32 protein-coding genes and 1 tRNA gene are annotated in these 24,236 nt (G+C 65.1%); 20 read left to right on the forward strand and 13 right to left on the reverse strand.

Annotation, left to right across the window (positions count from 1 at the left end; genetic code table 11):
- Positions 1-11: 11 nt before the first annotated feature.
- From MGMSRV2_RS01880 to nifW, 3 genes are all read right to left on the reverse strand, one after another.
- Positions 12-1,118, reverse strand: a complete 1,107-nt coding sequence (locus tag MGMSRV2_RS01880) for an electron transfer flavoprotein subunit alpha/FixB family protein (RefSeq protein WP_024078618.1) — start codon at positions 1,116-1,118, stop codon at positions 12-14.
- A gap of 13 nt (positions 1,119-1,131) precedes the next feature.
- Positions 1,132-1,986, reverse strand: a complete 855-nt coding sequence (locus tag MGMSRV2_RS01885; RefSeq protein ID WP_024078619.1) for an electron transfer flavoprotein subunit beta/FixA family protein — start codon at positions 1,984-1,986, stop codon at positions 1,132-1,134.
- A 126-nt stretch (positions 1,987-2,112) separates the two neighbouring features.
- Complete coding sequence (gene nifW / locus MGMSRV2_RS01890) at positions 2,113-2,439, reverse strand: nitrogenase stabilizing/protective protein NifW (RefSeq protein ID WP_024078620.1); 327 nt, start codon at positions 2,437-2,439, stop codon at positions 2,113-2,115.
- Positions 2,440-2,727: 288 nt separating this feature from the next.
- Here nifW and MGMSRV2_RS01895 point away from each other — a divergent pair, with 288 nt between their 5' ends.
- Entirely contained in the window at positions 2,728-3,066 is a 339-nt protein-coding gene (locus MGMSRV2_RS01895) for a P-II family nitrogen regulator (RefSeq protein WP_024078621.1), read from the forward strand.
- 25 nt (positions 3,067-3,091) lie between these two features.
- Positions 3,092-4,408, forward strand: coding sequence for an ammonium transporter (locus MGMSRV2_RS01900; RefSeq protein WP_024078622.1), 1,317 nt, complete (start codon positions 3,092-3,094; stop codon positions 4,406-4,408).
- A gap of 57 nt (positions 4,409-4,465) precedes the next feature.
- On the opposite strand, the gene MGMSRV2_RS01905 is transcribed toward MGMSRV2_RS01900, so the two are convergent.
- The 6 genes from MGMSRV2_RS01905 to MGMSRV2_RS01920 all read right to left on the reverse strand — a co-directional run bounded on the left by MGMSRV2_RS01905 (position 4,466) and on the right by MGMSRV2_RS01920 (position 8,086).
- Positions 4,466-4,783, reverse strand: coding sequence for a hypothetical protein (locus MGMSRV2_RS01905; protein WP_024078623.1), 318 nt, complete (start codon positions 4,781-4,783; stop codon positions 4,466-4,468).
- 77 nt (positions 4,784-4,860) lie between these two features.
- The gene (locus tag MGMSRV2_RS21315; RefSeq protein WP_024078624.1) at positions 4,861-5,031 is read right to left on the reverse strand and encodes a hypothetical protein; all 171 of its coding nucleotides are present in this window, start codon (positions 5,029-5,031) and stop codon (positions 4,861-4,863) included.
- Between the two features lie 18 nt (positions 5,032-5,049).
- Positions 5,050-5,220, reverse strand: a complete 171-nt coding sequence (locus MGMSRV2_RS21320; protein ID WP_024078625.1) for a hypothetical protein — start codon at positions 5,218-5,220, stop codon at positions 5,050-5,052.
- A 166-nt stretch (positions 5,221-5,386) separates the two neighbouring features.
- The gene (locus MGMSRV2_RS01910) at positions 5,387-5,938 is read right to left on the reverse strand and encodes a hypothetical protein (RefSeq protein WP_024078626.1); all 552 of its coding nucleotides are present in this window, start codon (positions 5,936-5,938) and stop codon (positions 5,387-5,389) included.
- Between the two features lie 40 nt (positions 5,939-5,978).
- Positions 5,979-7,358 (reverse strand): ATP-binding protein, encoded by a 1,380-nt coding sequence (locus MGMSRV2_RS01915; protein ID WP_024078627.1) that lies wholly within the window; start codon positions 7,356-7,358, stop codon positions 5,979-5,981.
- Complete coding sequence (locus MGMSRV2_RS01920) at positions 7,355-8,086, reverse strand: response regulator (RefSeq protein ID WP_041633388.1); 732 nt, start codon at positions 8,084-8,086, stop codon at positions 7,355-7,357. Before MGMSRV2_RS01920 ends, MGMSRV2_RS01915 begins: the two co-directional genes overlap by 4 nt.
- 169 nt (positions 8,087-8,255) lie before the next feature.
- Between MGMSRV2_RS01920 and MGMSRV2_RS01925 the strand changes: the two genes are divergently transcribed.
- The 15 genes from MGMSRV2_RS01925 to MGMSRV2_RS01995 all read left to right on the forward strand — a co-directional run bounded on the left by MGMSRV2_RS01925 (position 8,256) and on the right by MGMSRV2_RS01995 (position 17,129).
- Positions 8,256-8,609, forward strand: a complete 354-nt coding sequence (locus tag MGMSRV2_RS01925) for a hypothetical protein (RefSeq protein WP_024078629.1) — start codon at positions 8,256-8,258, stop codon at positions 8,607-8,609.
- 72 nt (positions 8,610-8,681) lie between these two features.
- A complete protein-coding gene (locus tag MGMSRV2_RS01930; protein WP_024078630.1) occupies positions 8,682-9,713 on the forward strand; it encodes an SGNH/GDSL hydrolase family protein in 1,032 nt (343 codons plus the stop codon).
- 58 nt (positions 9,714-9,771) lie between these two features.
- Entirely contained in the window at positions 9,772-10,440 is a 669-nt protein-coding gene (hisG, locus tag MGMSRV2_RS01935; RefSeq protein ID WP_024078631.1) for an ATP phosphoribosyltransferase, read from the forward strand.
- Entirely contained in the window at positions 10,427-11,728 is a 1,302-nt protein-coding gene (gene hisD / locus MGMSRV2_RS01940) for a histidinol dehydrogenase (protein WP_024078632.1), read from the forward strand. The genes hisG and hisD overlap by 14 nt, the downstream gene beginning before the upstream one ends.
- Positions 11,728-12,204 (forward strand): UPF0262 family protein, encoded by a 477-nt coding sequence (locus MGMSRV2_RS01945; protein WP_024078633.1) that lies wholly within the window; start codon positions 11,728-11,730, stop codon positions 12,202-12,204. Before hisD ends, MGMSRV2_RS01945 begins: the two co-directional genes overlap by 1 nt.
- A gap of 3 nt (positions 12,205-12,207) precedes the next feature.
- Positions 12,208-12,651, forward strand: coding sequence for an arsenate reductase ArsC (locus MGMSRV2_RS01950; RefSeq protein WP_024078634.1), 444 nt, complete (start codon positions 12,208-12,210; stop codon positions 12,649-12,651).
- A 94-nt stretch (positions 12,652-12,745) separates the two neighbouring features.
- Positions 12,746-12,964, forward strand: coding sequence for a translation initiation factor IF-1 (infA, locus tag MGMSRV2_RS01955; protein ID WP_024078635.1), 219 nt, complete (start codon positions 12,746-12,748; stop codon positions 12,962-12,964).
- Positions 12,965-12,975: 11 nt separating this feature from the next.
- Positions 12,976-13,569, forward strand: coding sequence for a Maf family protein (locus MGMSRV2_RS01960; RefSeq protein WP_024078636.1), 594 nt, complete (start codon positions 12,976-12,978; stop codon positions 13,567-13,569).
- Positions 13,559-14,866 carry a ribonuclease E/G gene (locus MGMSRV2_RS01965; RefSeq protein ID WP_024078637.1) on the forward strand — a complete coding sequence of 436 codons (1,308 nt, stop codon included), beginning with the start codon at positions 13,559-13,561 and terminating at the stop codon, positions 14,864-14,866. The genes MGMSRV2_RS01960 and MGMSRV2_RS01965 overlap by 11 nt, the downstream gene beginning before the upstream one ends.
- A 4-nt stretch (positions 14,867-14,870) precedes the next feature.
- The gene (gene yacG / locus MGMSRV2_RS01970; RefSeq protein ID WP_024078638.1) at positions 14,871-15,056 is read left to right on the forward strand and encodes a DNA gyrase inhibitor YacG; all 186 of its coding nucleotides are present in this window, start codon (positions 14,871-14,873) and stop codon (positions 15,054-15,056) included.
- Complete coding sequence (locus tag MGMSRV2_RS01975; RefSeq protein WP_024078639.1) at positions 15,028-15,747, forward strand: AzlC family ABC transporter permease; 720 nt, start codon at positions 15,028-15,030, stop codon at positions 15,745-15,747. Before yacG ends, MGMSRV2_RS01975 begins: the two co-directional genes overlap by 29 nt.
- Positions 15,744-16,085, forward strand: coding sequence for an AzlD domain-containing protein (locus tag MGMSRV2_RS01980; RefSeq protein ID WP_024078640.1), 342 nt, complete (start codon positions 15,744-15,746; stop codon positions 16,083-16,085). The genes MGMSRV2_RS01975 and MGMSRV2_RS01980 overlap by 4 nt, the downstream gene beginning before the upstream one ends.
- A 97-nt stretch (positions 16,086-16,182) precedes the next feature.
- Positions 16,183-16,258: transfer RNA gene (locus tag MGMSRV2_RS01985), tRNA-Phe, on the forward strand.
- Positions 16,259-16,318: 60 nt separating this feature from the next.
- The gene (locus tag MGMSRV2_RS01990; protein WP_024078641.1) at positions 16,319-16,789 is read left to right on the forward strand and encodes a GNAT family N-acetyltransferase; all 471 of its coding nucleotides are present in this window, start codon (positions 16,319-16,321) and stop codon (positions 16,787-16,789) included.
- Positions 16,776-17,129 carry a GIY-YIG nuclease family protein gene (locus tag MGMSRV2_RS01995; protein ID WP_242410708.1) on the forward strand — a complete coding sequence of 118 codons (354 nt, stop codon included), beginning with the start codon at positions 16,776-16,778 and terminating at the stop codon, positions 17,127-17,129. Before MGMSRV2_RS01990 ends, MGMSRV2_RS01995 begins: the two co-directional genes overlap by 14 nt.
- Here MGMSRV2_RS01995 and MGMSRV2_RS02000 read toward each other — a convergent pair.
- Genes MGMSRV2_RS02000 through MGMSRV2_RS02015 form a run of 4 tightly spaced genes read right to left on the reverse strand, consistent with a single transcriptional unit; the run spans position 17,058 to position 20,666 of the window.
- A complete protein-coding gene (locus MGMSRV2_RS02000) occupies positions 17,058-17,837 on the reverse strand; it encodes an SDR family oxidoreductase (RefSeq protein ID WP_024078642.1) in 780 nt (259 codons plus the stop codon). The two genes, MGMSRV2_RS01995 and MGMSRV2_RS02000, sit on opposite strands and share 72 nt — an antisense overlap.
- A complete protein-coding gene (locus tag MGMSRV2_RS02005) occupies positions 17,828-18,526 on the reverse strand; it encodes an HdaA/DnaA family protein (protein WP_024078643.1) in 699 nt (232 codons plus the stop codon). Before MGMSRV2_RS02005 ends, MGMSRV2_RS02000 begins: the two co-directional genes overlap by 10 nt.
- Complete coding sequence (locus tag MGMSRV2_RS02010; protein WP_024078644.1) at positions 18,523-19,584, reverse strand: AI-2E family transporter; 1,062 nt, start codon at positions 19,582-19,584, stop codon at positions 18,523-18,525. Before MGMSRV2_RS02010 ends, MGMSRV2_RS02005 begins: the two co-directional genes overlap by 4 nt.
- Positions 19,585-19,586: 2 nt before the next feature.
- Positions 19,587-20,666: a DUF2066 domain-containing protein gene (locus MGMSRV2_RS02015; protein WP_024078645.1), complete on the reverse strand. Its 1,080-nt coding sequence runs from the start codon at positions 20,664-20,666 to the stop codon at positions 19,587-19,589.
- Between MGMSRV2_RS02015 and purM the strand changes: the two genes are divergently transcribed.
- The 3 genes from purM to MGMSRV2_RS02030 all read left to right on the forward strand — a co-directional run bounded on the left by purM (position 20,617) and on the right by MGMSRV2_RS02030 (position 24,188).
- Positions 20,617-21,849, forward strand: coding sequence for a phosphoribosylformylglycinamidine cyclo-ligase (gene purM, locus MGMSRV2_RS02020; protein WP_024078646.1), 1,233 nt, complete (start codon positions 20,617-20,619; stop codon positions 21,847-21,849). The two genes, MGMSRV2_RS02015 and purM, sit on opposite strands and share 50 nt — an antisense overlap.
- Complete coding sequence (purN, locus tag MGMSRV2_RS02025; RefSeq protein ID WP_024078647.1) at positions 21,849-22,496, forward strand: phosphoribosylglycinamide formyltransferase; 648 nt, start codon at positions 21,849-21,851, stop codon at positions 22,494-22,496. Before purM ends, purN begins: the two co-directional genes overlap by 1 nt.
- Positions 22,497-22,568: 72 nt before the next feature.
- Positions 22,569-24,188 (forward strand): methyl-accepting chemotaxis protein, encoded by a 1,620-nt coding sequence (locus MGMSRV2_RS02030; protein WP_024078648.1) that lies wholly within the window; start codon positions 22,569-22,571, stop codon positions 24,186-24,188.
- Positions 24,189-24,236 lie beyond the last annotated feature (48 nt).

A 24,236-nucleotide genomic window follows, 5' to 3' on the forward strand; every position in this document is an offset into this window, starting at 1 on the left:
CAAAGCCTCCTTCAGCCGGCAAGCCGGTTGACCGCCAGACGGCGGCGAAATGCCTCGGTCAGCGCCGGCAGGATCTGCAAGGCGTCGCCGACGATGCCCATATGGGCGAACTCGAAAATGGTGGCGTTGGGGTCGGTGTTGATGGCCAGGATGATGTCCGAGCCCTCGACGCCGACGCGATGCTGAATGGCCCCCGAAATACCGGCGGCGATGTACAGACGCGGACGGATGGTCTTGCCGGTCTGGCCGATCTGACGTTCCGCCGGCATCCAGCCCTTTTGCACCACCGGGCGCGAACAGCCGTATTCGGCCCCCAGCACGGCGGCCAGATCGGTGACCAGCTTGAAGTTTTCCGGGCGACCCAGACCCATGCCGCCGGCGACGACGATGTCGGCATAGGCCAGTTGGGCCTTTTCCATGTTGGCGTCGGCGATGAAGTCCAGGATCTTGGTGATGATGGACGATTCTTCCATCACCAGCGCGTGGCGGATGACCCGACCGCTCCGGCCTTCCTGCGCTTCCGGCATGGCCATGACGCGGGGGCGGATGGTGGCCATCTGCGGGCGGAAGTTCAGCGTGTGGATGGTGCACAGCAGCGTGCCGCCGAAGGTCGGGCGGGTGGCGGCGAGCGAGCCTTCATGGTCGATGGCCAGCTCGGTGCAGTCGGCGGTCAGGCCGGTGGCCAAGGTGGTGGCGACGGTGCCGGCCAGATCGCGGCCCAGATTGGTGGCGCCCATCAGCAGGATTTCCGGCTTGTAGGTGTTGACCAGATCGGTCATCGCCGCCGCATAGGGCTGGTTGCGGTAATCGGCCAGCAGCGGGTCTTCCATCAGATAGACCAGATCGGCGCCGTAGGAAAAGGCCTCATCGACGGCCTTCTGGGTGGCTTCGCCGGGGCCGGCCAACAGGGCGCCGGCCAGTTCGACGCCCAGCTTGTCGGCCAGCTTGCGGCCTTCGCCCAGCAATTCCCATGACACCGGGTGGACTTGCCCGCGTTCCATCTCGATCAGCACCCAGACGTGCTTGTAATCGCGGAACCGCTCGGGCAGTTCCTTCTTCATCCCGGCGCGGGAACCACCGGCAGCGGCGGCGGGGGCGGGGGCGGCTTTCTCGGTCATATCACTGTCTCCTTCAAGCCTGGGCCGCACGACCGACCAGATCGGACTGCAGTTTGGGGGCGGCGGCGAAGAGGGCCTCGACCGCGTCGTTGGCGATGTCGGTATGGCTGCGGTTGGTGGTGTCGATCAGCTTGGCCTTATCGGCGCGCGGCTTGGGGGCGAACACCTTCTTCACCACGGTGGGAGAACCGCGCAGGCCGCAACGGGTGACGTCCTCGATGCCGGCGGCGGCGGCGTTCAGGGTCAGGATCGGCTCACGCGCGGCGCGCAGCACGTTGGGCATGGAACCGCGGCGAACGATGTTCGAGCCTTCCAGCATGGTGATCATGCACGGCAGCTTGGTCTTCAGCACCTGCACGCCGCCTTCGGCCCGGCGCTGCACGGTGATTTCGCGCGCCTTGGCGTCCAGCGCCTCGATCGAGGTGATATAGGTCAGCTGGTTCAGACCCAGGCGGCAGGCGATGCCGGGGCCGACCTGGGCGGTGTCGCCGTCGATGGTCTGCTTGCCGCAGAACACCAGATCGATGGGGCCTTCCTTCTCGGCGATCTTGGCAATCGCCATGGACAGCGAGAACGAGGTGGCCAGGGTGTCGGAGCCGGCGAAGAAACGGTCGGTCAGCAACACCGCCTTGTCGGCACCGATGCCCATGGCCTTGCGCAGGGCGTCCTCGGCCATGGGCGGGCCCATGGTCAGCACGATCACCTTGCCGCCGGTCTGGTCGCGCAATTGAAGCGCCGCTTCCAGCGAAAACAGGTCGTACGGATTGATGATGGTCGGCACGCCCTGGCGCATGATGGTGTTGGTGACGGGATGGACGCGAATTTGGGCGCTGTCCGGAACCTGCTTGATGCAAACAACGATATTCATGGCCGGGCTCCTTGGCGGAAAATCTGACTGGGCTTTTCGCAATCCGCGTGCCATTGCAGCAAAAACATAAAAATCAATGGCTTGTGCTGTTGTTTATAGGTATGCGATTGTCGCTCTTGCGACAACTCAGCCTTGTCGCGTCTTCAATGCGTCAAGCGAGATGAATCCGGGCGCCGGCGCCTGCTGGTCCTTGAACACCTTGAACAGCTTTTCATCGACGCCGCTGGTGGCGGCGAAATCGTCGTGCGCCTTCTTCAGGCTGGCGGCGCAGGCGGCTTTGCGGCTGTCCTCGGCCAGGGCCTCGACACCGTCCTGCTTCAGGTATTGCTGGAACCGCTTCAGGATGTGCAGGCGGCTGACATTGATGATGCGCGGGTCGTAGGGCACGTCCAGCAGGGTGAAGAACTCTTCCGCTGCCGACAGGCCGCGCAACTGCTCGAGAATTCCGCTCATGGTGAGGCCCCTTGTTCCTGGTGGCGGGCGGCGCGTGCCGTCCTGGTGCTTGGAAACGCAGCAAGGCGCGTGCCAGCCCAAGACTGAGGCGGTGCCTCGATTTTGGGCAAAAACCGTGTGTCGCATATGCGACAGGCGTGTCGGGATTTGTCGGATCAGTCACTAAAAGCGCGGAAATCCGCCAAAACGGCTATCAACCGTAAAAACGGCACGGCTTTTGAATATGTACGGTCAGTTGGCCGGCGCCCTTGCCGGCGCTGTGACCCTTAAAGATTAAAGGGGAAGACCGTGAAACTGATCATTGCCATCATCAAGCCGTTCAAGCTGGACGAAGTGCGCGAGGCGCTGACCCAGTTGGGTATCCAGGGCCTGACCGCCACCGAGGTCAAGGGCTTTGGCCGGCAAAAGGGCCAGACCGAGATTTATCGCGCTGCCGAATATGTCGTGAGCTTCGTGCCCAAGATCAAGATCGAGCTGGTGGTCAACGACGACGTGGTCGACCGCGCCGTCGAGGCCATCCAGGCAGCCGCCCGCACCGACAAGATCGGCGACGGCAAGATTTTCGTCATGGACGTGGCCCACGCGCTGCGCATCCGTACCGGCGAAGCCGATACCGAAGCCCTGTGATCCCTTCCGACCCAAGGACAATATCATGAGCGATCAACTCAAAAAGGTAATGGCCGGCGCCGGAATGGCGTTTGCCTCGATGTTTGTGGCCGGCGCGGCGCTGGCCGAGGAAGCGGCGGCGGCTGCCGCTCCGGTTCCGGTGTTGGATTCGGGCAGCACCGCCTGGATGCTGACCTCGACGGTGCTGGTGCTGATGATGACCATCCCCGGCCTGGCGCTGTTTTACGGCGGCATGGTGCGCAAGAAGAACATCCTGGCGACCATGATGCAGAGCTTCGCCATCACCGCCTTGGTGTCGGTGCTGTGGGTTCTGGTCGGTTACAGCCTGGCTTTCGCCGAAGGCACCCCCTATGTGGGCGGCCTGGGCAAGGCTTTGCTGGCCGGGGTCGAGGTCGCTTCGCTGACCGGCGTCATCCCGGAAACCGTGTTCATCGTCTTCCAGATGACCTTCGCCATCATCACCCCGGCGCTGATCACCGGCGCTTTCGCCGACCGCATGAAGTTCTCGTCCATGCTGGTGTTCATGGGCCTGTGGGTTCTGGTGGTTTACGCCCCGGTGTGCCATTGGGTCTGGGGCGGTGGTTTCCTGGGCAAGGACGGCGTGCTTGATTACGCTGGCGGCACCGTGGTCCACATCAATGCCGGCATCGCCGGTCTGGTGGCGGCCGTGGTTCTCGGCCCGCGCAAGGGCTTCGGCACCGACAACCTGGCTCCGGCCAATCTGTCGCTGGCCATCATCGGCGCCTCGCTGCTGTGGGTGGGTTGGTTCGGCTTCAACGCCGGTTCCGCCGCCGCCGCCGACGGTCGTGCCGGCATGGCCATGCTGGTGACCCAGGTCGCCGCCGCCGCCGCCACCTTGGGCTGGATCTTCGCCGAATGGATTCTGCGCAAGAAGCCGTCCGTTCTGGGCGCCATCTCGGGCGCGGTGGCCGGTCTGGTCGCCATCACCCCGGCGTCCGGCTTCGTCGGTGTCGGTGGGGCCTTGATCATCGGCGCCGTCGCCGGTGTGGTCTGCTTCTGGGGCGCCACTGGCCTCAAGCATGCGCTCAAGTATGACGACAGCCTGGACGCCTTCGGCGTGCACGGCATCGGCGGCATCGTCGGCGCCATCCTGACCGGCGTCTTCGCCGTCGAAGCCATCGGCGGTACCCCCGGCCTGCTGGAAGGCAATGCAGGTCAGGTGCTGACCCAGCTCTACGGCATCGTCGCCACCATCGTCTGGTCGGCGGTCGCTTCCTTCATCCTGTTGAAGGTGATCGATCTGGTCATCGGCCTGCGCGTTACCCCCGACGAGGAACGCGAAGGTCTCGACCTGTCGCTGCACGGCGAATCGATCCACTAAGCGGATTGACCCTTCGCTTTCTTGGGGCGCGGCTTTGGCCGCGCCCCTTTTTTTGGATTACTTCCGCCGCGCCTTGTCGAAGGCCACCGCTGTGTCCAGGCGCAGGATGGCGCCGGCCAGCCGGCCCAGGGTCACGCCCTGTTCCTGGGTTTGCGGCTTCAAGGTGGTGCGCAGGTCGACCAGGCGCCGCATCAGGGCGCGGGCTGGCAACAGGTGCAGGGGGATGTCGGGCAGGGCGGCGACACCGAAGCTCTGGCCGATATCGGTCAGGCTATCGCGGATATAGTCCAGGTCGCTCTGGTCCATGGCGACGATATGCTCAGGGGTTCGCCTGACCATGTTTTCCGCCGCGAAATTAACCACAGGTGCCTGCATCTTGCCCTTCCGTCCGTGCCGCAGGCGGCCAGTGTGACCGGCTTTGGCCAGCGGGGCAACCGCCTAGGGACAAGTGGTCAAACTTGGCTCAGGCGGTTGTCGATGCTGGTCAAGGTGCAGCGCATATCCGGATTGAGGGAAAGCAAACGGCGGGCCAGATCGCGCAATTCGCGCCGATCGATGCTGTGTCCTTCCCATTCCTGTCGCAGCAGCCGCGCCAGCCGCTGCATGTCGGCTTGATCGCGCATGGCGCCCTCCGTGGTATATCAGCCTCGGCTCATGCGGTTGTGCACGCTGGACAGGGTGTGGCGCAGTTCGGGGTGGTGGGGCAGCAGGCGTTCGGCCAAGTCGCGCACGAACTTACGGTCGATCTTGCCGCCGTTCCACTCGGATTCCAGCATTTGGGCCAACTGGATCATGTCGTCGTGGGTGTTCATGGCTGCGCTCCGTGGTTGCGTTGTGGCGAGATCAGAACACCACACACGGCGCAGGGATTCCACGGCACGGAGGTATACGCGCCAGAGGAACCAGCAGCCTACTCCTTCGGGGCGCAACTACCACACTTTGGTAGCAAGATGGCGGATATAGGCCAAATGATGGGGGTCAGTGTTTCTTGCCGTCTTTGGCCGTCGGTTCGGGCAGGAAGTCCATATTGGCGTCGAAGGTCAGTTCCAGCGGGCAGGGCGAGCGTTCCTCGCCGTCCACCAGACAGGTGTTGGGCCAACCGCCGGCGCTGCCGCGATCCAGCACCATGTAACGGGCGAGCTTGCACGAATAAAGCCGTTCCCCCGATTTTCCCGGCGGTAACTCACCCGATGGCGTCATCCAGGTGCCCAAGGGAACCTGTTGGGTATCGAAGGTGCGAATCAGGGAGTAGAAGGCGATGGTGTGGTCACTGGCGTTTTCCACCCGGATCACCGTGCGGCAGGACGCGCGTTCCGGTACGCCGGGATAGCTGAACTGAGTGATGTTCAGGCGCACGCCCTTGATCGGTTCGGATAAGGTCGGGCTTGGCGATAATTTCAGGTCGCGGACGCCCTTGCTGACCGCCGTCGGCGGTGGGGCCGCAGCCTTGTCGTCGCCGCCACCCGCAGCCTGGGCCGGGTTTATGGCCAGCAGCATGGACAGGGCAAGCAGGGCAAGCAGGCGGCACATGCGAGATCCTTCGGCGAGTGGGGAGCAAGGTGGCATGGGGTCAGCCCACCGGAAAGGACAAAATCACCCGCAAACCACCCTCGGGTCGGTTTTTAAGGATGATATCGCCGCCATGGGCACGGATGGCGGCGCGGGCTACCGCCAGCCCCAGGCCGGTCCCGCCGGTATCGCGGTTACGGCTGGTTTCCAGGCGGATGAAGGGAGCGAACACCTTTTCCTGGTCGGCTTCGGCGATACCGGGACCGCTATCATCGACGCAAATGGTCAAAAGGCCGCTGTCGCAGCTGAGGTTGACGCGGGCGGTGCCGCCATATTTGCGGGCATTGTCCAAAATGTTGGCCACCGCCCGTTTCAGTGCCAACGGGCGGGCAGGGGCAACCAGAGACTGGGGGCCGTCATAGGCGATGCCCACATCCTCGGCCAGATCGCGCACCAGATCGGCGACGTCGACCGGTTTGCGCTCTTCCCGCGTGGCGTCATCGCGGGCAAAAGCCAAGGTGGCGGCGATCATGTGTTCCATCTCTTCCAGATCGGCCAGCATCTTGGCCCGCTGCTCGTCGTCCTCGACGAATTCGGCCCGCAGGCGCATGCGGGTGATGGGGGTGCGCAAATCGTGGCTGATGGCCGCCAGCATCTGGGTACGGTCATCGACGAAGCGGCGGATGCGGTCCTGCATGACGTTGAAGGCCTGGGCGGCGGCGCGCACCTCGCGCGGGCCGCGCTCGGGCAGGGGCGGCGCGTTGACGTCCATGCCCAGGCGCTCGGCGGCGGCGGCCAGACCGGCCAGCGGACGGGTGGCCCGGCGCACCGCCCACAGTGCCGCCACCGTCACCGCCACCAGGGCGGCCAACAACGGCAGGACGAAGCGGGCCTGCCACAGGGAATCACCGTGTTCGATGGGGGCGAAGACGTTCAGCCACGACCCGTCGTTGAGACGTACCGCCACCCGCAACGCCGGCCCCATCAGGCCATGACCCATGCCGAAATAACCGGGCCCAGCCTTGGGGCGGTCCATACCGGGCCGGTCCATTCCGGCCTCGGGCGGCGGTGGCGGCGGCAGCGGGCCGATGCTGGCGCGCACCTCGCGCCCGTCCATTTCCCGCGATAGCAGCCGCACCACCCCTTTGGCCATGCCCTGGGGGCGTTCGTCGTCGGCCACCAGCGGGTTGATGCCCCAGCCGGCCCGCAGGCCCGGTGCATCCAGGCGGCGCAGCACATGGCGGCGGTTTTCCGGCGGGGTTTCTTCCAGCAGGTTGACCAAGGTGGCCACCCGCTCGGCGGCATAGCGCCCGCCCAGGGCGGACAGCGCCTCGCCGCGATTGCCGGCGAACAGGGCCAGGGCAACCCCCAGGGCGACCAGAACAGCCAGAACCAGCACCAAGGCGGTGCGGCCCATCAGCGAGGGCGGCAGGATTTTCATGACCGCACCACGTCCGGGGTGAACAGATAGCCGCCGCCGCGCACGGTCTTGATCAATTGCGGTTCCTTGGGGTCGTCGTTGAGCTTGCGGCGCAGGCGGCTGACCTGGATGTCGATGGAACGGTCGAAGGGAATGGCCTGGCGACCGCGCGCCAAGTCCAGCAACTGGTCGCGCGACAATACCCGGCGCGGGTGCTCGACAAAGGCGCGCAGCAGGTCGAATTCGCCCGCCGACAAGGTCAGCACCACGCCATCGGGGTCGGTGAGATCGCGGGTGGCCATGTCCAGCACCCAGCCGTCGAAGCGCAGGCGGTGGCCGCCGCCGCCCGAGGTCGGGGCGGCGGTGTCGCTTTCCGCCGGGGCGCGACGCAGCACCGCCTTGATGCGGGCCAGCAATTCCCGCGGGTTGAACGGCTTGGGCAGGTAATCGTCGGCGCCCACTTCCAGGCCGACGATGCGGTCGGTGTCCTCGGCCATGGCGGTCAGCATGATGATGGGCAGGGTGCAGCCCTGGGCTCGTAGCCGCCGGGTCAGGCTCAGGCCGTCCTCGCCCGGCATCATCAGATCAAGGACCACCAGATCGATGCCGTGGGCATCAAGCAGCTTGGTCATCTCGGCGCCGTCGCGGGCGGTGGAGACGTGCAGGCCGTGCTTGGCCAGGAAACGGGCCAGCAAGTCACGAATTTCGTGGTCGTCGTCGACCACCAGGATGTGCGGCGTGGTGTTCATGGCCCCTAATATAGCGCGGGCCACGGGCGGCGTCCGTTGGTGTTTCGCAACAGAAGGTAACAGCCCGATACCCTTTGTTGCCAAATGCCAAGGCTGGCGACATACCGGCGTTACAGGCTTCTGGTCATCTAAGCCCCATCAGCCCTTCACCAAACCGATGGAGTTTTCCATGAAGACCAAGTCCCGTATCGTTATCGCCGCCATCGTCGCCCTGGCCGCCTTGGGCGGTATCTCCCAGGCTCAGGCCCGTGGCCCCCATGGTGGCGACGGCCCGTGGGAAATGATGGGCGGTCCCGGTGGCCCCGGTCGGTGCGCCGACCGTGAAAAGCCGCTGACCGAGACCCAGGTCAAGGACATCCTGGAAGGCATGATCGCCTGGCGCGGCGACGACGCCAAGGTTGGCACCGTCAAGACCGCCGAGGACGGCAAGATCAGCGGCGAGATCATCGGCACCGACGGTAAGGTGCTGCGCACCATGACCTTCGACGCCAAGAGCGGTCGCCCGGTCCGTCCGGCCAAATAGAAATAAGTCAAACACATCTAAGCCCCCTTCAGTGCGTTGCGCCGAAGGGGGCTTAGGCGTTATAAGGCCCGGATGATAAAGCGCATACTAAAGGTCGCCGCCATCAATCTTGCCCTGCTGCTGGTCTTGGCGGCGGCGGCGGAATTGCTGTTCGGCACTTGGTTCAGCAAGGATCCGTTGGATCAATTGGGCCTGCCGCGCTCGACCCGCACCATAGTTTCCGCTGCGCCGCTTTATGCCGGCGGCGGCGATTTCGTCTATCGCCGCGACCAATGGGGTTTTCGCGGTGATGTCGACCCGGCCAAGGTCTCCATCCTGACCATCGGCGGCAGTACCACCAACCAATTGTATTTGCCCGAGGATCAGACTTGGCAACAGGTGCTGGAGCGTCAGTTCCGCGATGCTGGCCGCACCGACGTGGTGGTGGCCAATGCCGGAATCGACGGCCAGAGCACCGTCGGCCATTTACAGGCGTTGCGCGACTGGTTTCCGCATGTGCCGGGGCTGAAGCCGCGTTTCGTCCTCGCCTATGTGGGCATCAACGACACCCAGGTCAGCGGCACCTGGGTCGATACGCTGCGTCATCATTCCTTCAATCGCATCGTCAAACAGAAAAGCGCGCTGTTCCGCCTCAGCCGGCAGATTACCGGCATGGTGGTGGCCAGCCGTGCCCGTCTGCGCCACGACGCGGTGGATTATACTGCCGCCAAATGGACGGAAACCGGTGCCCAGCCGGTGCCGTCAGGCGATTCCAATGTCGAGCAATACCGCCAGCGGCTGAAGCTGATGGCCGATGAAATCCATGGCATGGGCGCGGTGCCGGTCTTCGTCACCCAGACCCGCGGCGATTTCAAGAAGGTGGGCGGCAAACTGATGGGCATGGTCACTGAAACCGGCCCCAACGGTGTCGATCAGTACAACGCGCTCACCCCCTATAACGCCGCCACCCGCGAGGTCTGCCGCGAACACGGGCTGTTGTGTCTGGATCTGGCCCGCGATCTACAGTTTGGCGATGGCGACTTTTATGATTACCTGCACAACAGCCCCCAGGGCGCCGAAAAGATCGGGCGCTGGCTGTACAGCAAACTGGCGGGACTGGTGTGACCAGGGGAAAACCTGTAAAGATTATCGCCCTTTTTTCGCGGAGTTTTCGGACGTGGTGATGGATGACAAGCTGGTGATCGCGCTGCCCAAGGGACGCATCCTCGACGAGGCCATGCCCCTGGTGCGTGCCGCCGGGATCGAGCCCGAGGCGGATTTCGACAATCCCAAGACCCGGGCCCTGCGCTTTTCCACCAATCATCCGCATATCGACATCATCCGCGTGCGTTCCTTCGACGTCGCCACTTTCGTCGCTTTCGGCGCCGCCCACTTAGGCATCGCCGGTAACGACGTGTTGATGGAATTCGACTACCCGGAACTCTATGCGCCGCTGGATCTGGGCATCGGCGGCTGCCGCCTGTCGGTGGCCGAGCCGGTGGGCTTGGCCGAACACGACGACCCCCGCCGCTGGAGCCATGTCCGCATCGCCACCAAATACCCGGAAGTGACCCGGCGCTTCTTCGCCGAGCGCGGGGTCCAGGCCGAATGCGTCAAGCTGAACGGCGCCATGGAACTGGCCCCCAGCCTGGGCCTGTGTTCGCGCATCGTCGATCTGGTGTCCACCGGCTCGACCTTGAAGGCCAACGGCCTGAAGGAGGTCGAGGTGATCGCCCAGGTGACCTCGCGCCTGATCGTCAACCGGGCTGCCCTCAAAACCCGTCCGGTCGAGATGACCGGCTGGATCGATGCCTTCCGTGCCGCCTGTGAGGCCACCAATGCTGCTGCTTGACGCCCGCGCCGCCGATTTCGCCGATGCCTTCGAATCGCTTCTGCACATGAAGCGCGAAACCGACGAGGACGTGAACGCCACCGTTGCCGCCATCATCAACGATGTGCGTCATCGCGGCGATCTGGCCTTGGTGGAATACACCGCCAAGTTCGACCGGCTGCCGCATCTGACCCCGGCGGGATTGGCCATCACCGCTGATGAGGTGGACGCCGCTTTGGCCCAGGTGTCGCCCGAGCTGATGGCCGCCCTGGAACTGGCGGCCGAGCGCATCACCGATTTCCATCGCCGGCAGGTGCCCCAGGGCTATGCTTACACCGATGCCGCCGGCGTGCGGCTGGGTCAGCGCTGGACCGCCGTGCAGGCCGCCGGCCTCTATGTGCCCGGCGGTACCGCCGCCTATCCGTCGAGCGTGCTGATGAACGCCATTCCGGCCAAGGTCGCCGGGGTCGAGCGTCTGGTCATGGTGGTGCCCACCCCCGGCGGCGTGCTGAACCCGCTGGTGCTGGCCGCCGCCCGCCTGGCCGGTATTGATGAAATCTACCGTGTCGGTGGCGCCCAGGCGGTGGCCGCTTTGGCCCACGGCACCGAGACCATCCGTCCGGTCGACAAGATCGTCGGCCCCGGCAATGCCTTTGTCGCCGCCGCCAAGCGTCAGGTGTTCGGCACCGTCGGCATCGACATGATCGCCGGCCCGTCGGAAATCCTGGTGGTGGCCGATGGCGCCAACGATCCGGCCTGGATCGCCGCCGACCTGTTGAGCCAGGCCGAGCACGACACTGCCGCCCAATCCATTCTGATCACCGACGATGCCGATTTCGGCCGTCGCGTCGCCCTGGCGGTGGAAAGCCACCTGAAAGTCCTGCCGCGGGGCGAAATCGCCCGCCAAAGCTGGGAAGCCCATGGCGCCATCGTCGTCGTCCCCCATCTGGACGATTGCGTCGCCCTGGTCGATCGCATCGCCCCCGAGCACCTGGAACTGGCGGTGGAAAATCCCGATGCCCTGGCCGCCAAGGTCCGCAATGCCGGCGCCATCTTCCTGGGCCGCTATACCCCGGAAGCGGTGGGCGATTATATCGGCGGCCCCAACCACGTGTTGCCGACGGCGCGCTCGGCCCGTTTCTCCTCGGGCCTGGGGGTGCACGACTTCATGAAGCGGACCACGCTTCTGGGCTGCGACGCCAACGCCTTGCGCGCCATCGGCCCGGCGGCGGTGGCCCTGGCCGGGGCCGAGGGCCTGGGCGCCCATGGATTGTCGGTGGCGCTGCGCCTGAACATGGCGGCGCCCTGATGCCGCATCGTCAACGCATCATCCATGTGCAGCTTGATGAAAAGACCATGGTCCGGCGCAAGCCGGAGGTCGAGCACGAGCGCAACATCGCCATCTACGACCTGCTGGAAGAAAACTATTTCGCCCTGCAAGGCGGCGATTTCGTCGGCCCCTACAATCTGCATCTGCGGCTGGAAGACAATCGCCTGATCTTCGACGTCCGCGCCGAGGCCGGTGATGAACTGGTGCAGGTGCCGCTGCCGTTGAAGCCGTTCCAGGCTATCGTCAAAGATTATTTCATCCTGTGCGAAAGCTATTATTCCGCCATCAAGAAGTCGACGCCGTCGCAGATCGAGGCCATCGACATGGGCCGGCGCGGCCTGCACAACGAGGGCTCGGAACTGCTGCGCGAACGTCTGGCCGGCAAGGTGGACATCGATTTCGACACCGCGCGGCGCCTGTTCACCCTGGTTTGCGTCCTGCACATAAGGGGGTAGGGCGTGGGGGAGTTGCCGTCGGCCGTTCTGTTCTGCTGTACGTTCAACGCCATTCGTTCGCCCATGGCTGAGGGGCTGTTTCGCCGCATGTATGGCACGCGGGCCTATGTGGCTTCGGTCGGTATCAAGACCGACGAGCTTGACCCCTTCGCCGTCGCCGTCATGGACGAGATCGGCATCGACATCTCGCGCCATAAGCCTCGCACCTTCGACGAGTTGGAAGACGACAGCTTCGACGTCATCATCAGTCTCAGTCCCGAGGCCCAGCACAAGGCGGTGGACCTGACCCGCACCAATGCCTGCGAGGTCGAGTTCTGGAACACCTTCGACCCCACCTTGGTGGAAGGCAGCCGCGAGGCCCGCCTAGACGCTTATCGCCAGGTGCGCGACGAATTGGAACGGCGAATCCGCAAGCGTTTCCCCGTCTCCGGTCTGGCGCGGGAATAGGCTTATGGGGGGGCGTGCTTAAAACAGCTTGACCTTGACTGTGCAAACGCTCACTTATTCCATCTGCCCAAGACCCAAACGCCTGGAAGGACATATGGCGAAAGAGGATGTCATCGAATTTTCCGGTAACGTGACCGAATTGCTGCCTAACGCAATGTTTCGGGTGAAGCTGGATAATGAACACGAAATTCTTGCCCACACCTCGGGCAAGATGCGTAAAAACCGTATCCGCGTACTGGCCGGCGATCGCGTCAACGTGGAAATGACCCCCTACGACCTGACCAAGGGTCGCATCACATTCCGCTTCAAGTAAGTTCCGCGCGCGTGGGCGAACCTGTCGAGATTTCCGGTCTGGTTCTGGCTTCCGCGTCGCCGCGTCGGCTGGATTTGTTACGCCAGATCGGCATCATCCCGGCCAAGATCGACCCCGCCGACATGGACGAATCGCCGCTGAAGGGTGAGCTTCCTGCCCCTCATGCGGCACGTCTGGCGGAAGCCAAGGCGCGCATGGTCGCCCAGCGCCATCCCGGCTGCTTCATCCTGGCCGCCGATACGGTGGTCGGCTGTGGTCGCCGTATTCTGCCCAAGGCCGAAGACGAACGCACCGCCCGCAAATGCCTGTCGCTGCTGTCCGGACGCCGTCATCGCGTGCATGGCGGTGTCGCCTTGTTGACCCCCGACGGCACCGCCCATACCCGGCTGGTCACCACCATCGTCACCTTCAAGTGCCTGGACAAGGCCGAGGAAGCCGGCTACCTCGCCTCGGGCGAGTGGCACGGCAAGGCCGGCGGCTATGCCATCCAGGGTTTGGCGGCGGCTTACGTGCGCTATCTGGGCGGCTCTTATTCCAACGTGGTGGGCCTGCCCTTGCATGAAACCGCCCAATTGCTGAAGGGCGTCGGACTCCATGGCTTCTGAAATCCTGTATTCCTGGGGGCCGGGCGAAAGCCGCTTGGCCCTGGTCCGCGACGGTCGTCTGGTCGATCTGGCGGTGATCCGTCCCTCCTTGCTGGCCGGTGCCGTGGTGCTGGGCCGGGTGGTGGAACTGGCCCCCAAGATGGGCGCCGTCTTTGTCGATATCGGCCAGGACAAGCCTGGCTTCCTGCAAGGGGTCAAGCTGAACCAGGGCGCTTCGGTGCTGGTTCAGGTCAAGGCCGATGCCCAGGGCCTGAAAGGCGCCGTCCTCACCACCGAGGTGGTGCTGTCGGGCCGCTTCATCGCCTATACCCCCATGCGCCCCGGCCTGTCGGTGCCGCGCAAATTGTCCGATGACCGCCGCGCCATTCTGCAAGAGCGCCTTGCCTGCATGATGCACGACGACGAAGGCATCGTCGCCCGCCTGCATGCGGTCAATGCCGACGAACCGGCCCTGGAAGCCGATCTCACCGCCTTGCGCGGCCAATGGCAACAGATGCAGCAAGGCCAGCGCGATGCCCGCGCCCCCGCCGTTTTGTGGCGGCCCGATCCGTTGGATCGCATGCTGTCGGATCATCCCGGCGTGTCGCGGGTGCTGGTGGACGACGATCTGGCCTTCGCCCAGGCACAGGCCCGTTTCGGCGGCTTGGTGGAACGCCATCGCGGCGGCCCGGTCTTCGACCTTTACGACACCGAGGACGCGGTGGCCGCCTGTCTGGCCCCGGTGGTGCCCTTGCCCTGCGGCGGACGCGTCACCTTTCAGGGGACGGCGGCATTGACCGCCATTGATGTGGATTCCGGCCCGGCCCAGCCCATCGAGGCCAACCAGCAGGCGGTGTCGGTCATCGCCCGCCAATTGCGCCTGCGCAACATTGCCGGCCAGATCATCGTCGATTTTGTCTCGGCCGGCGGCAAGGGGGCGCTGATCAAGCTGATCGCCGCCTTGAAGCAATCCATTTCCAGCGATCCCACCGCCACCCATGTCATCGGCGCCACCGCTCTGGGGTTGGTGGAAATGACCCGCGAACGGCGCGGGCCGTCCCTGTCCGATCTGATGGTGGAAAACGTCGCCCTGTTGTCGCCCCAGGCCGCCGCCTTGCGGGCTTTACGTCTGGTGTTGGCCGAGGCCGCCCATCATCCGGGTCGTGCCCTGACCCTGACCGTTGCCCCCGATGTCGCCGCCATCTTGCATGGCCAAACCGGAGCGTTGGCCGAGATCGAAGCCCGGTTGGGCCGTAAGCCGCTGATCCGGGCGGAAGAGGGCCGCGCCCGCGACGACATCGCCGTGACCGAGGCGTGATCGCATGAAGCCGGCCAATTCCAACAAGCCGTGTCCGGTCTGCGGCAAGCCGCCGCAGCCGAAATTTCTGCCGTTCTGTTGCAGCCGCTGCGCCGATGTGGATTTGAACCGCTGGCTGGGCGGGGTCTATCGGGTGGAAACCAACGAAACCGAACACCAGCATGAGCCAGACGGCGACGACCGCTTCTGACCGCCCCTTCGGCTTCGGTCGGGGGCTTGGCGACAGCGTGTCGCTGATGCTGGGTTATTTTCCCATCGCTGTTTCCTTCGGCCTGCTGGCGGTGGGGCAGGGGCTGTCGCCCTGGCAAGCCCTGCTGGTGTCGGCGGTGGTCTATGCCGGGGCCAGCCAGTTCACCCTGGTATCGCTGGTGGCGGCGGGGGCATCGCCCCTGTCGGTGATCGGCGCCGTGGCGGCCATGAATTTGCGTCATCTGTTCTATGGTCCGGTGCTGCTGGCGCAATTGTCCCGGCATGGGCGGCGGCTGCCGCGCCCGCTTTTGGCTTTTGGCCTGACCGACGAGGTGTTCGCCCTGGCCTCGGCCAGCATCACCCCGCGTCACGGTGAAACCTGGCTGTTTGGGGTGCAGATGGGCGCCTATGGCGCCTGGTTGGCGGGCACGGTCACCGGCGCTGTCGCCGCCCGTATCGCCGGTTCCGGCTGGCCGCAGGGGCAGGCGGCCTTGGCCTTCGTCCTGCCCGCCTTGTTCCTGGCTCTATTGCTGCCGCTGCTGCGCCGAAACGCCCTGGCTCCGCTGATGGTTGCCGCCGGAGCGGCGGTGGTTTTGTCGCGCTTCATCCCCGGTCATGCCGCCTTGCTGGCGGCGATGATCGTGGGGGCGGCCCTGGCGGCGGTGCTTCCCGCCGGTGAGGAGGCGGCATGAACGCCACCACCTTGGCTTGGGTGACATTGGCCGGCGGCATGGCCACCTTTGCCATCCGCCTGCTGCCGATGCTGGTGTCGGACCGTCTGCAAGACAGACCCTTGCCGTCCCGGCTACGGCGCTTTCTGCAGGCACTGGGGCCGACGGCGATTGCCGCCATGCTGGCTTTGTCGGTGATGGAGCTGTTGCCGACGGATCATCTGCTGACGACGCTGCCGCCAGTGGTGGCGGGGTTGGCTGCTGTCTGGCTGATCCATTGGTGGAGCGGAAACGCAGCCTGGGCGACCCTTGTCGGAACCCTTGCCTATGGCTTGGCAGCGGCTTTGGCGGGGATGTAAAAAAAACGCATTCCCCCCTTTGACAGGTCCGATGAAACCCGTTATAAGCGCCTCCTCTTCACGAGGATGGCGGTGAACACCAAGCCCGCCGGTCAGTGCCCAGGTAGCTCAGTTGGTAGAGCATGCGACTGAAAATCGCAGTGTCGGTGGTTCGATTCCGCCCCTGGGCACCATTCTAAGCCCCTGGAACCTAACGGTTTCGGGGGCTTTCCATTTTGCCCTATGATCCGCCGATGACCGACACCAGCATCCATTATCTGGCGGATAAACCCGCCCACATTCACACTTGCGCCCTTTGGGAGCATCAGGAATGGGGCCGACATGGCGGCAAGACCCTGGAACAGGCCGTTGCCTGTTATGCCCACAGCAACCGGCACGCTCTGCCCTTGACCTTGGTCGCCTGTACGCCCGCCGACGAGGTCGTGGGCATGGTGAGCCTGTGGGACAGCGATTGTCCGCTGCGGCCAGATTTGACACCGTGGGCGGCGTCGCTCTATGTGCCTCCCGACTGGCGGGGACGTGGCGTGGGGTCACGGCTTTTCATCCGTATTCACCATGAGGCCCGCCGCCTGGGGATCGCACGCCTGTACCTGATGACCCAGCACTCGGAGGCGGTTTATGCGGCCCAGGGGTGGCGGACCTTCGAACGTATAGACGGTCCAGGCGCCATGCGGGATGCTGCCCTGATGCATGTTGATCTGTAAGGGCGGCGGGATGGAATGGTTCGTCTATGTCCTGATCAGCCCAGCCGATCTCGCCTATACCGGCATCGCCAAGGATGTCGATGCTCGTCTGCGGCAACACAATACCGGCAAGGGGGCGCGTTTCACCCGTGGTCGCGGGCCATGGCGCCTTATCCATCAAGAGGGGCCGATGGAGCATGGTGACGCCTTGCGACGGGAATTGGCTATCAAGGGCGATGCGGCCTTCAAGCGGCGCCTGAAGGCCGAGTCACCTCCCGCCATATCGTCGTCAGAACGTGCCGGGGAAGGCGCCGCCATCGAGCAGGATGTTCTGGCCGGTGATATAGCCGGCGTGGTTTGAGCACAGAAACGCGCACATGGCGCCGAATTCGGCGGGGTTGCCCAGGCGTCCGGCGGGAATGGATTTTTCCCGCAGGGCCTTGGCCTCGTCGAAGCTGATGCCCTGGTTCTTGGCTTGGGCGCCGACCACCTGAGCAATGCGATCGGTGTCGAACAGGCCGGGCAGCAGGTTGTTGAGGGTTACCCCGTGGCGGGCGACGTTGCGGGCCAGTCCGGCGACGAACCCGGTCAGCCCCGACCGTGCCCCGTTGGATAGGCCCAGCACGTCGATAGGCGCCTTGACCGCGCCCGAGGTGATGTTGACGATGCGTCCCCAGCGCCGCCCGATCATCGGGTCGATGGTCGCCTTGATCAGCTCGATGGGGGTCAGCATGTTGGCGTCCAGGGCCTTGATCCACGCTTCCCGGTCCCAGTCGCGGAAATCGCCGGGCGGCGGGCCGCCGGCATTGTTGACCAGGATATCCGGTTCCGGCAGGGCGGCCAGGGCGGCGGCGCGGCCCTCGGGTGTCGTAATGTCGGCGGCGACGGTGATCACCCGGGCGCCGCTGGCCAGTCGCACGTCATCGGCGGCCTGGGCCAGCACGTCGGGGCGTCGGGCCACCATCACCACTTGGCAGCCGGCCTGGGCCAGGGCGGTGGCGCAGGCCAGGCCAAGGCCGCGGCTGGCGGCGCAGACCAATGCCTTCTTGCCGGAAATGCCTAGATCCATGTCAGTTCTCCCTGTCTGTCGTCGGGGCCGGCCAAGGCGTCGCGCACCATGCGGATGCTGACCGCCTTGTGGCGCGACAGCGATTCGCGGTCCAGCCGCGCCACCAGTTCGCCCATGGCGGCGAAACTACGCTCGGCCCGGCCCAGGATATAGGTGACCACATCCTCGCCCACCCGCAATTGGCGGTCGGAAAAAAGCTTGATCAACACGGCGGCCAGCAGGCTTTCATCCGGGGCGCCGATCCCCACCGCGTGCAGGCTGGCCAGGCGCGAGCGCAGATCGGGCAGGTGCACCGGCAGCCGCGCCGGCGCCGTCCGCCCGGCCAGCAGCAGATGAGTGCCGGCTTCCTTGGTCCGGTTCCACAGATGAAACAAGGCGGTCTCATCGACCAGATCATCAAGGTTGTCGATCATGGTCACCGGCGGTAACTGCATGTGCAGAGAGTCGTCGGCAGTCAGTTGCGATGCCGGAATGATAATCGTTGCCAGATCGTGATGTTGGGCGAAAACCGCCAGCAAATGGGTCTTGCCGCAGCCTTGTGGGCCGAACAGGGCCAAGGCGTGGTGAGGCCAGTGGGGCCAGCGTTCCAGCCAGGCCACCGCCTCGGCATTGCATGGTGCCACCAGAAAGTCGTCGCGTCCCAAAGCCGGCCGGTGGCCGAGATCCAGGGTCAACTGGCCCTCGGTCACGGGATCGGTCCGTGATACAGCGACGAGCGCAGGTAGCGGCGCAGGGCCGAGCGCGACAACACACCGATGACTGCCGCCACCGGCACCGCCAGCAGCAGGCCGACAAAGCCGAACAGACCACCGCCGGCCAGTAGGGCGAACATGATCCACACCGGGTGCAGGCCGACCTTGTCGCCGACCAGTTTGGGGGTCAGCACATTGCCTTCCAGCATTTGGCCGGCGACGAAGATGCCGGCGACCATGGCGGGCAATTCCCAGCTTTGAGTTTGCGCCAGGGCCAGACCGATACCGGTAATGAAGCCGGCAATGGTGCCCAAGTACGGGACGAAGGAAATCAGGCCCGACCCCAAGCCGATGACCAACCCCAGATCGAGGCCGACCAGGGACAGGCCGACGCCGTAGAACGCGCCCAGGGCCAGGCAGACCGATGCCTGGCCGCGAATAAAGCCGGCTAGGGTGCGGTTGATCTCGGCCACCTGCTCGCGGATGGTGTCGGCGTGCTCGCGCGGCAGCCAGGAATCCACCTTGGCGACCATCAGGTCCCAGTCGCGCAGCATGTAAAAGGTGACGATGGGGGTGATGAACAGCAGCGACAGCACGTTGATGATGGCCAGACCGCCGGTCAGCACCTGCTTGACCACCCCCAGTGCCCAGGTCACCGCCTCGCCGGCATGTTCGCCCACCGAGGTGCGCAGCTTGTCCATGTCGCCTTTGGACAGCTTGCGTTTCAACTCGACGATCAGCGGATGCAGGCGGTCGTTCAGGGTCTCCACATAGCTGGGGATGCGCTCGGCGAAGGCGACCACCTGTTCTTGAATGATCGGCAACAGCAGCACCGCCAGCGTTACCACCAGCAGAAAGAAGATGCCGGTAATGGTGGCGGTGGCAGTGGTGCGCGACAGCCCGGCTTTTTCCAGCCGATCGGCCAGGGGATCGAGAAAGAAGGCCAGGGCCATGCCGGCGACGAAGGGCAGCATGACGCCGCGCAGCAAGTAGAGTAGGACCAGCGTCACCGCCAGCCCGGCCAGCCATACCTTGTAACGTTGCCCCTGGGTCATGCTCAGTTCACTCCCACCGGAGCAAGGCGCCAGAACGATTCGGCCCAGGTCAGGCTTAGGCCGCCCTTGGCCAGGGCTTCGGTCACCTGCTGGGAATCGCCGGCCACGTGCAGGATCACCGCCGCCTCGGCCCGTGACAGCGACACCAGTTCCCAGCGCTTGACCGCCGGCACCCGGCCCAGCCGTTCGCGCACGGCCAGCCACTGGGGCAGTCCCGACAACGGCACCAGGGCGGATACCGTGCCGGCTTCACCGCCTTGGGCGCCGGCTTGGCGATGGGCGGTGTCGATGGCGCGGGCGATATCCTTGGCGGCGCGGGCCATCAGGGCATCGACGCTTTCGCCGTCGTTTTGCTTATAGGACAGGGCGTCGAACGGCTTGGGCGTGGTTGGCCCGGCATGCAAGGTGATGTCCAGAACCTTGCCGCGCAACGCGCCGGCCAGCACCAGCACGTCGGGGCTGCGCCAGCGTGCCCCCAGGTTTTGCATGGCCAGCGGGTCGCCGGCCACGGCTTGGGCGGCGGTGATGGCCTGGACGTCGCCCAGATCGCCCAAGGGTAGCACCAGCGGCACCAAGCCGCCGCCATGCAGATTGCCCCAGGCGGTGCGCCAGGGATTGGGGTCGTCCCACAACACGGTGCGGCCATCGCCGCCGGTGAAGACCGGCACCAGCACCAGCGGGCGGGCCCGGGCCTCGGTCACGGCGATACCGGCGCCTTGTAGCAGCCGTTTGACCGCCGCGCCGTTATAACGGACGGTCAGCGTGGCGATATAACGGTTGCCGGTGCTGCGTTCCTGATCGACGGTGAAGTCGCGCACGTATTCCAGGCCATCGGCCTTGGGCAGGCGGGCGCGGTCCTCGGTCCCGGCCAGCCGCTCGAGCAAGGTGGCGAAACCCTGGCGCTGGGCCTCGGTTACCGCCTGATCCTTGGCCGCCTGGGCATTGACAGCGCTGACGTCGACATCGACGCCCTGCACGGTGAAGGGGTCGAAAACCGTCTGGGCGTGGGCGGCGGTGGGGGTGAAAAGTCCGATGACCGCCACCAGTACGGCCACGGCGCCGGCAAGGCGAAGAGAAGGCATTGCAAACCGTCCGGGTTGGAGTATCTTCGGCCCGCATGGCGGCAGCCACGGGAAAGCCGTTCCCAAGCGCCGCAAACATACCACAGGCAAGCCGACGAGGAAGACCATTCCCGCTCATGATGAAAAGCAGGGCCTGACCTACCGCGACGCGGGCGTCGATATCGATGCCGGCGAAGCTTTGGTCGAGGCCATCAAGCCGCTGGCTAAATCCACCGTGCGCTCCGGCACCACTGCCGGATTGGGCGGGTTTGGCGCGTTGTTCGACCCCAAGGCTGCCGGGTTCAAGGACCCCATTCTGGTCGCCACCACCGACGGCGTCGGCACCAAGTTGAAGGTGGCCATCGATTCCGGCCGTCACGACGGTGTCGGCATCGATCTGGTTGCCATGTGCGTCAACGATCTGGTGGTGCAAGGGGCCGAGCCCTTGTTCTTCCTGGATTATTTCGCCACCGGCAAGCTGGACGTGGCCGCCGGCACGGCGATCATTTCCGGCATCGCCGAGGGTTGCCGACAGGCCGGTTGCGCCCTGATCGGCGGTGAAACCGCCGAGATGCCCGGCATGTACAGCCATGGCGATTACGATCTGGCCGGTTTCTCGGTCGGCGCCGCCGAACGCGGCAGCCTGTTGCCGGCATCGGATGTCGGCCCCGGCGACGTATTGCTGGGTCTGGCGTCCACCGGCGTGCATTCCAACGGCTATTCGCTGGTGCGCCGCATCGTCGCCAAGGGCAATGTCAGCTATGACGCCCCGGCGCCGTTCGATCCGTCGCAATCCCTGGGCGACGCCTTGCTGACCCCCACCCGCATCTATGTCAAGTCGTGCATGGCGGCGGTCAAGGCCGGCACCGTCAAGGCCATGGCCCACATCACCGGCGGCGGTCTGATCGAGAACGTGCCGCGGGTGCTGCCCGACGGTGTCGTCGCCCATATCGATGCCAAAACCTGGACCTTGCCGCCGGTGTTCCAGTGGTTGGCCAAGGAAGGCGGCGTCGCCGCCCGCGAAATGGCCCGTACCTTCAATTGCGGCATCGGCATGGTGGTGGTGGTCGCTGCCGACAAGGCGGACGAAGCCGCCCGCATCCTGCGCGAGAACGGCGAGACCGTGTACACCATCGGCAGCTTGCGGGCCCGCCAGGGTGACGAGGAGCAAAGCCAGGTTGTCGGTAACGAAGGCTGGCTCTGATGGTGAAAAAGCGGGTTGGTGTTTTGGTGTCGGGCCGGGGGTCCAATCTTCAGGCCCTGCTTGATGCCTGCGCCGACCCGGCTTTTCCGGCTGAAATCGTGCTGGTGCTCAGCAACGTCCCTGGGGCTTATGCCCTGGAGCGGGCGGAGCGGGCCAAGGTGGCGACCGTCACCATTTCGCACAAGGGTTTTCCCGGCGGGCGCGAGGCCTTTGACGCGGCCATGGACGTCGAACTCAGGAAAGCCGGGGTGGACATCGTCTGTCTGGCCGGGTTCATGCGTCTGCTGTCGCCGGGCTTCGTCCAGTCCTGGGCCGGGCGGATGATCAATATCCACCCGTCGTTGCTGCCCAGCTTCAAGGGGCTGCATACCCATGCCCAGGCCCTGGCCGCCGGGGTCAAGCTGCACGGCTGTACCGTCCATCTGGTCACTCCAGACCTGGATGACGGCCCCATCCTCGTCCAGGCCGCCGTGCCGGTACTGGCCGACGACAGCGAGGAAAGTCTGGCCGCCCGCGTGCTGGAGCAGGAGCACAAGGCCTATCCCCTGGCTCTGCGTCTGATCGCCGAAGGTAAGGTGGCGGTGGATGGTAATCGCGCCAAGGTAGAAGCGCCCGGCTTTGGCGCATTGGTGAATCCTGTGCCTTAATCTTGTCGTTTTTGCTCCGCAGCATTACGTCTCATACTTAAGACGGAATGTCCTGGCATAGCGGAGCCCCAGATGAAGCTGAACAATCTGTCCATTCCCACCCGGATCGGCGGCGGTTTCGCCCTGGTCCTGGTGTTGCTGCTGGCCGTCGCCGTCACCGGTTTTGTCGGCATCGGCTCGGGGCGCACCTCCATGGACGTCTATTCGGATCAGGCGGAAAGCGCCATCCTGATCCAGCAGGCCGATTCCCGCTTTGAAGCTTTGCGCCGGCACGTCACCGTCGGCGAAAGCGAAAATATCAGCCGCGTGTTGGGCGACATCAAGACCATCCTCGACAAGGCCCGTACCGGGTCGGCGGATGCCGAGGTCAAGGCCGACATGGATCAGTTGACCGTGTTGTTCGGTCAATACGATCAGGTGGCGCGGGCCTATCTGACCCAGACCACCAGCCGCGAGCAATTGGCCGAGGTGGGCGACAAGGTCACCCGCCATTTACAGGTGATGGGAGATCACCAGATCAGCGCCTTGCGCAAGCTTGAACAAAAAGCCAAGGACGATGCCCAATTGCATCAATGGGAGGACGCCATCTTGTCCGCCGTGGCCTTGCTGGTCGGCATCACCGCCGCGCTGGTCATCGCGACCGGTATCGCCCGCCCGCTGACCGCCATGACTGCGGCCATGGACAAATTGGCCCATGGCGATCTGCAAACCATTATCCCCGCCGCCGATGGCCGTGACGAGATCGCGGCCATGGCCCAGGCCTTGGCGGTGTTCAAAAGTAATGGGCAGGAGCGCCAGCGCCTTGAGCAGCAGGCCAAGGCCGAGACCGAGCAGCGCCTGGCCCGTCAGCGCCGGGTCGAGGAACTGACCGCCGGCTTCGACGCCAAGGCGGCGGAACTGGTGCGTGCCGTGGCCGGGGCCTCGGGCATCTTGTCGGATACCGCCTCGGGTATGTCGGCGGCGGCGAATCAGACCTCGGGTCAGGCCACCGCCGTGGCTGCCGCTTCGACCCAGGCGGCGACCAATGTCGAGACGGTGGCGGCGGCGGCCGAGGAACTGGCGGCGTCGATCACCGAGATTTCCCGGCAGGTGGCCCATTCCAACGCCATCTCACGCCGGGCGGCGGAAGAAGCCCAGCGCACCGATGGCGAAGTGCGGCAATTGTCGGAGGCGGCGTCGCGCATCAGCGAGGTGGTCAGCCTGATCAACGATATCGCCAGTCAGACCAATCTTTTGGCGCTCAACGCCACCATCGAGGCGGCGCGGGCGGGCGACGCCGGCAAGGGGTTCGCCGTGGTGGCGGGCGAGGTGAAAAGCCTGGCCAACCAGACCACGCGGGCGACCGAGGAAATCGGTACCCAGATCACGGCGGTGCAGGACCAGACCCGCGCCGTGGTCAGTGCCATCAAGTCCATCGGTCAGGTGATCGAGGAAGTCAGCCAGATCGCCGGCTCCATCGCCGCCGCGGTCGAGCAGCAGGCGGCGGCCACCGCCGAAATCGCCCGCAACGTCGAACAGGCCGCCGCCGGCACCGCCGAGGTCAACGCCACCATCAGCGGGGTGCAGCAAGCCGCCGCCGATACCGGCCAAGCCGCCGGCACGGTGCTGGACTCTGCCCGTCAATTGTCGGCCCAGGCCGAAGCCTTGCGCCAGACGGTGGATCGCTTCCTGGCCGATGTGAAGGCGGCTTAGGGGTAAAACGAAAGCCCCCGTCCCAGGTGCGGGACGGGGGCTTTGTGC

The organism is Magnetospirillum gryphiswaldense MSR-1 v2 (assembly GCF_000513295.1).
GTDB classification, from domain to species: Bacteria; Pseudomonadota; Alphaproteobacteria; order Rhodospirillales; family Magnetospirillaceae; genus Magnetospirillum; species Magnetospirillum gryphiswaldense.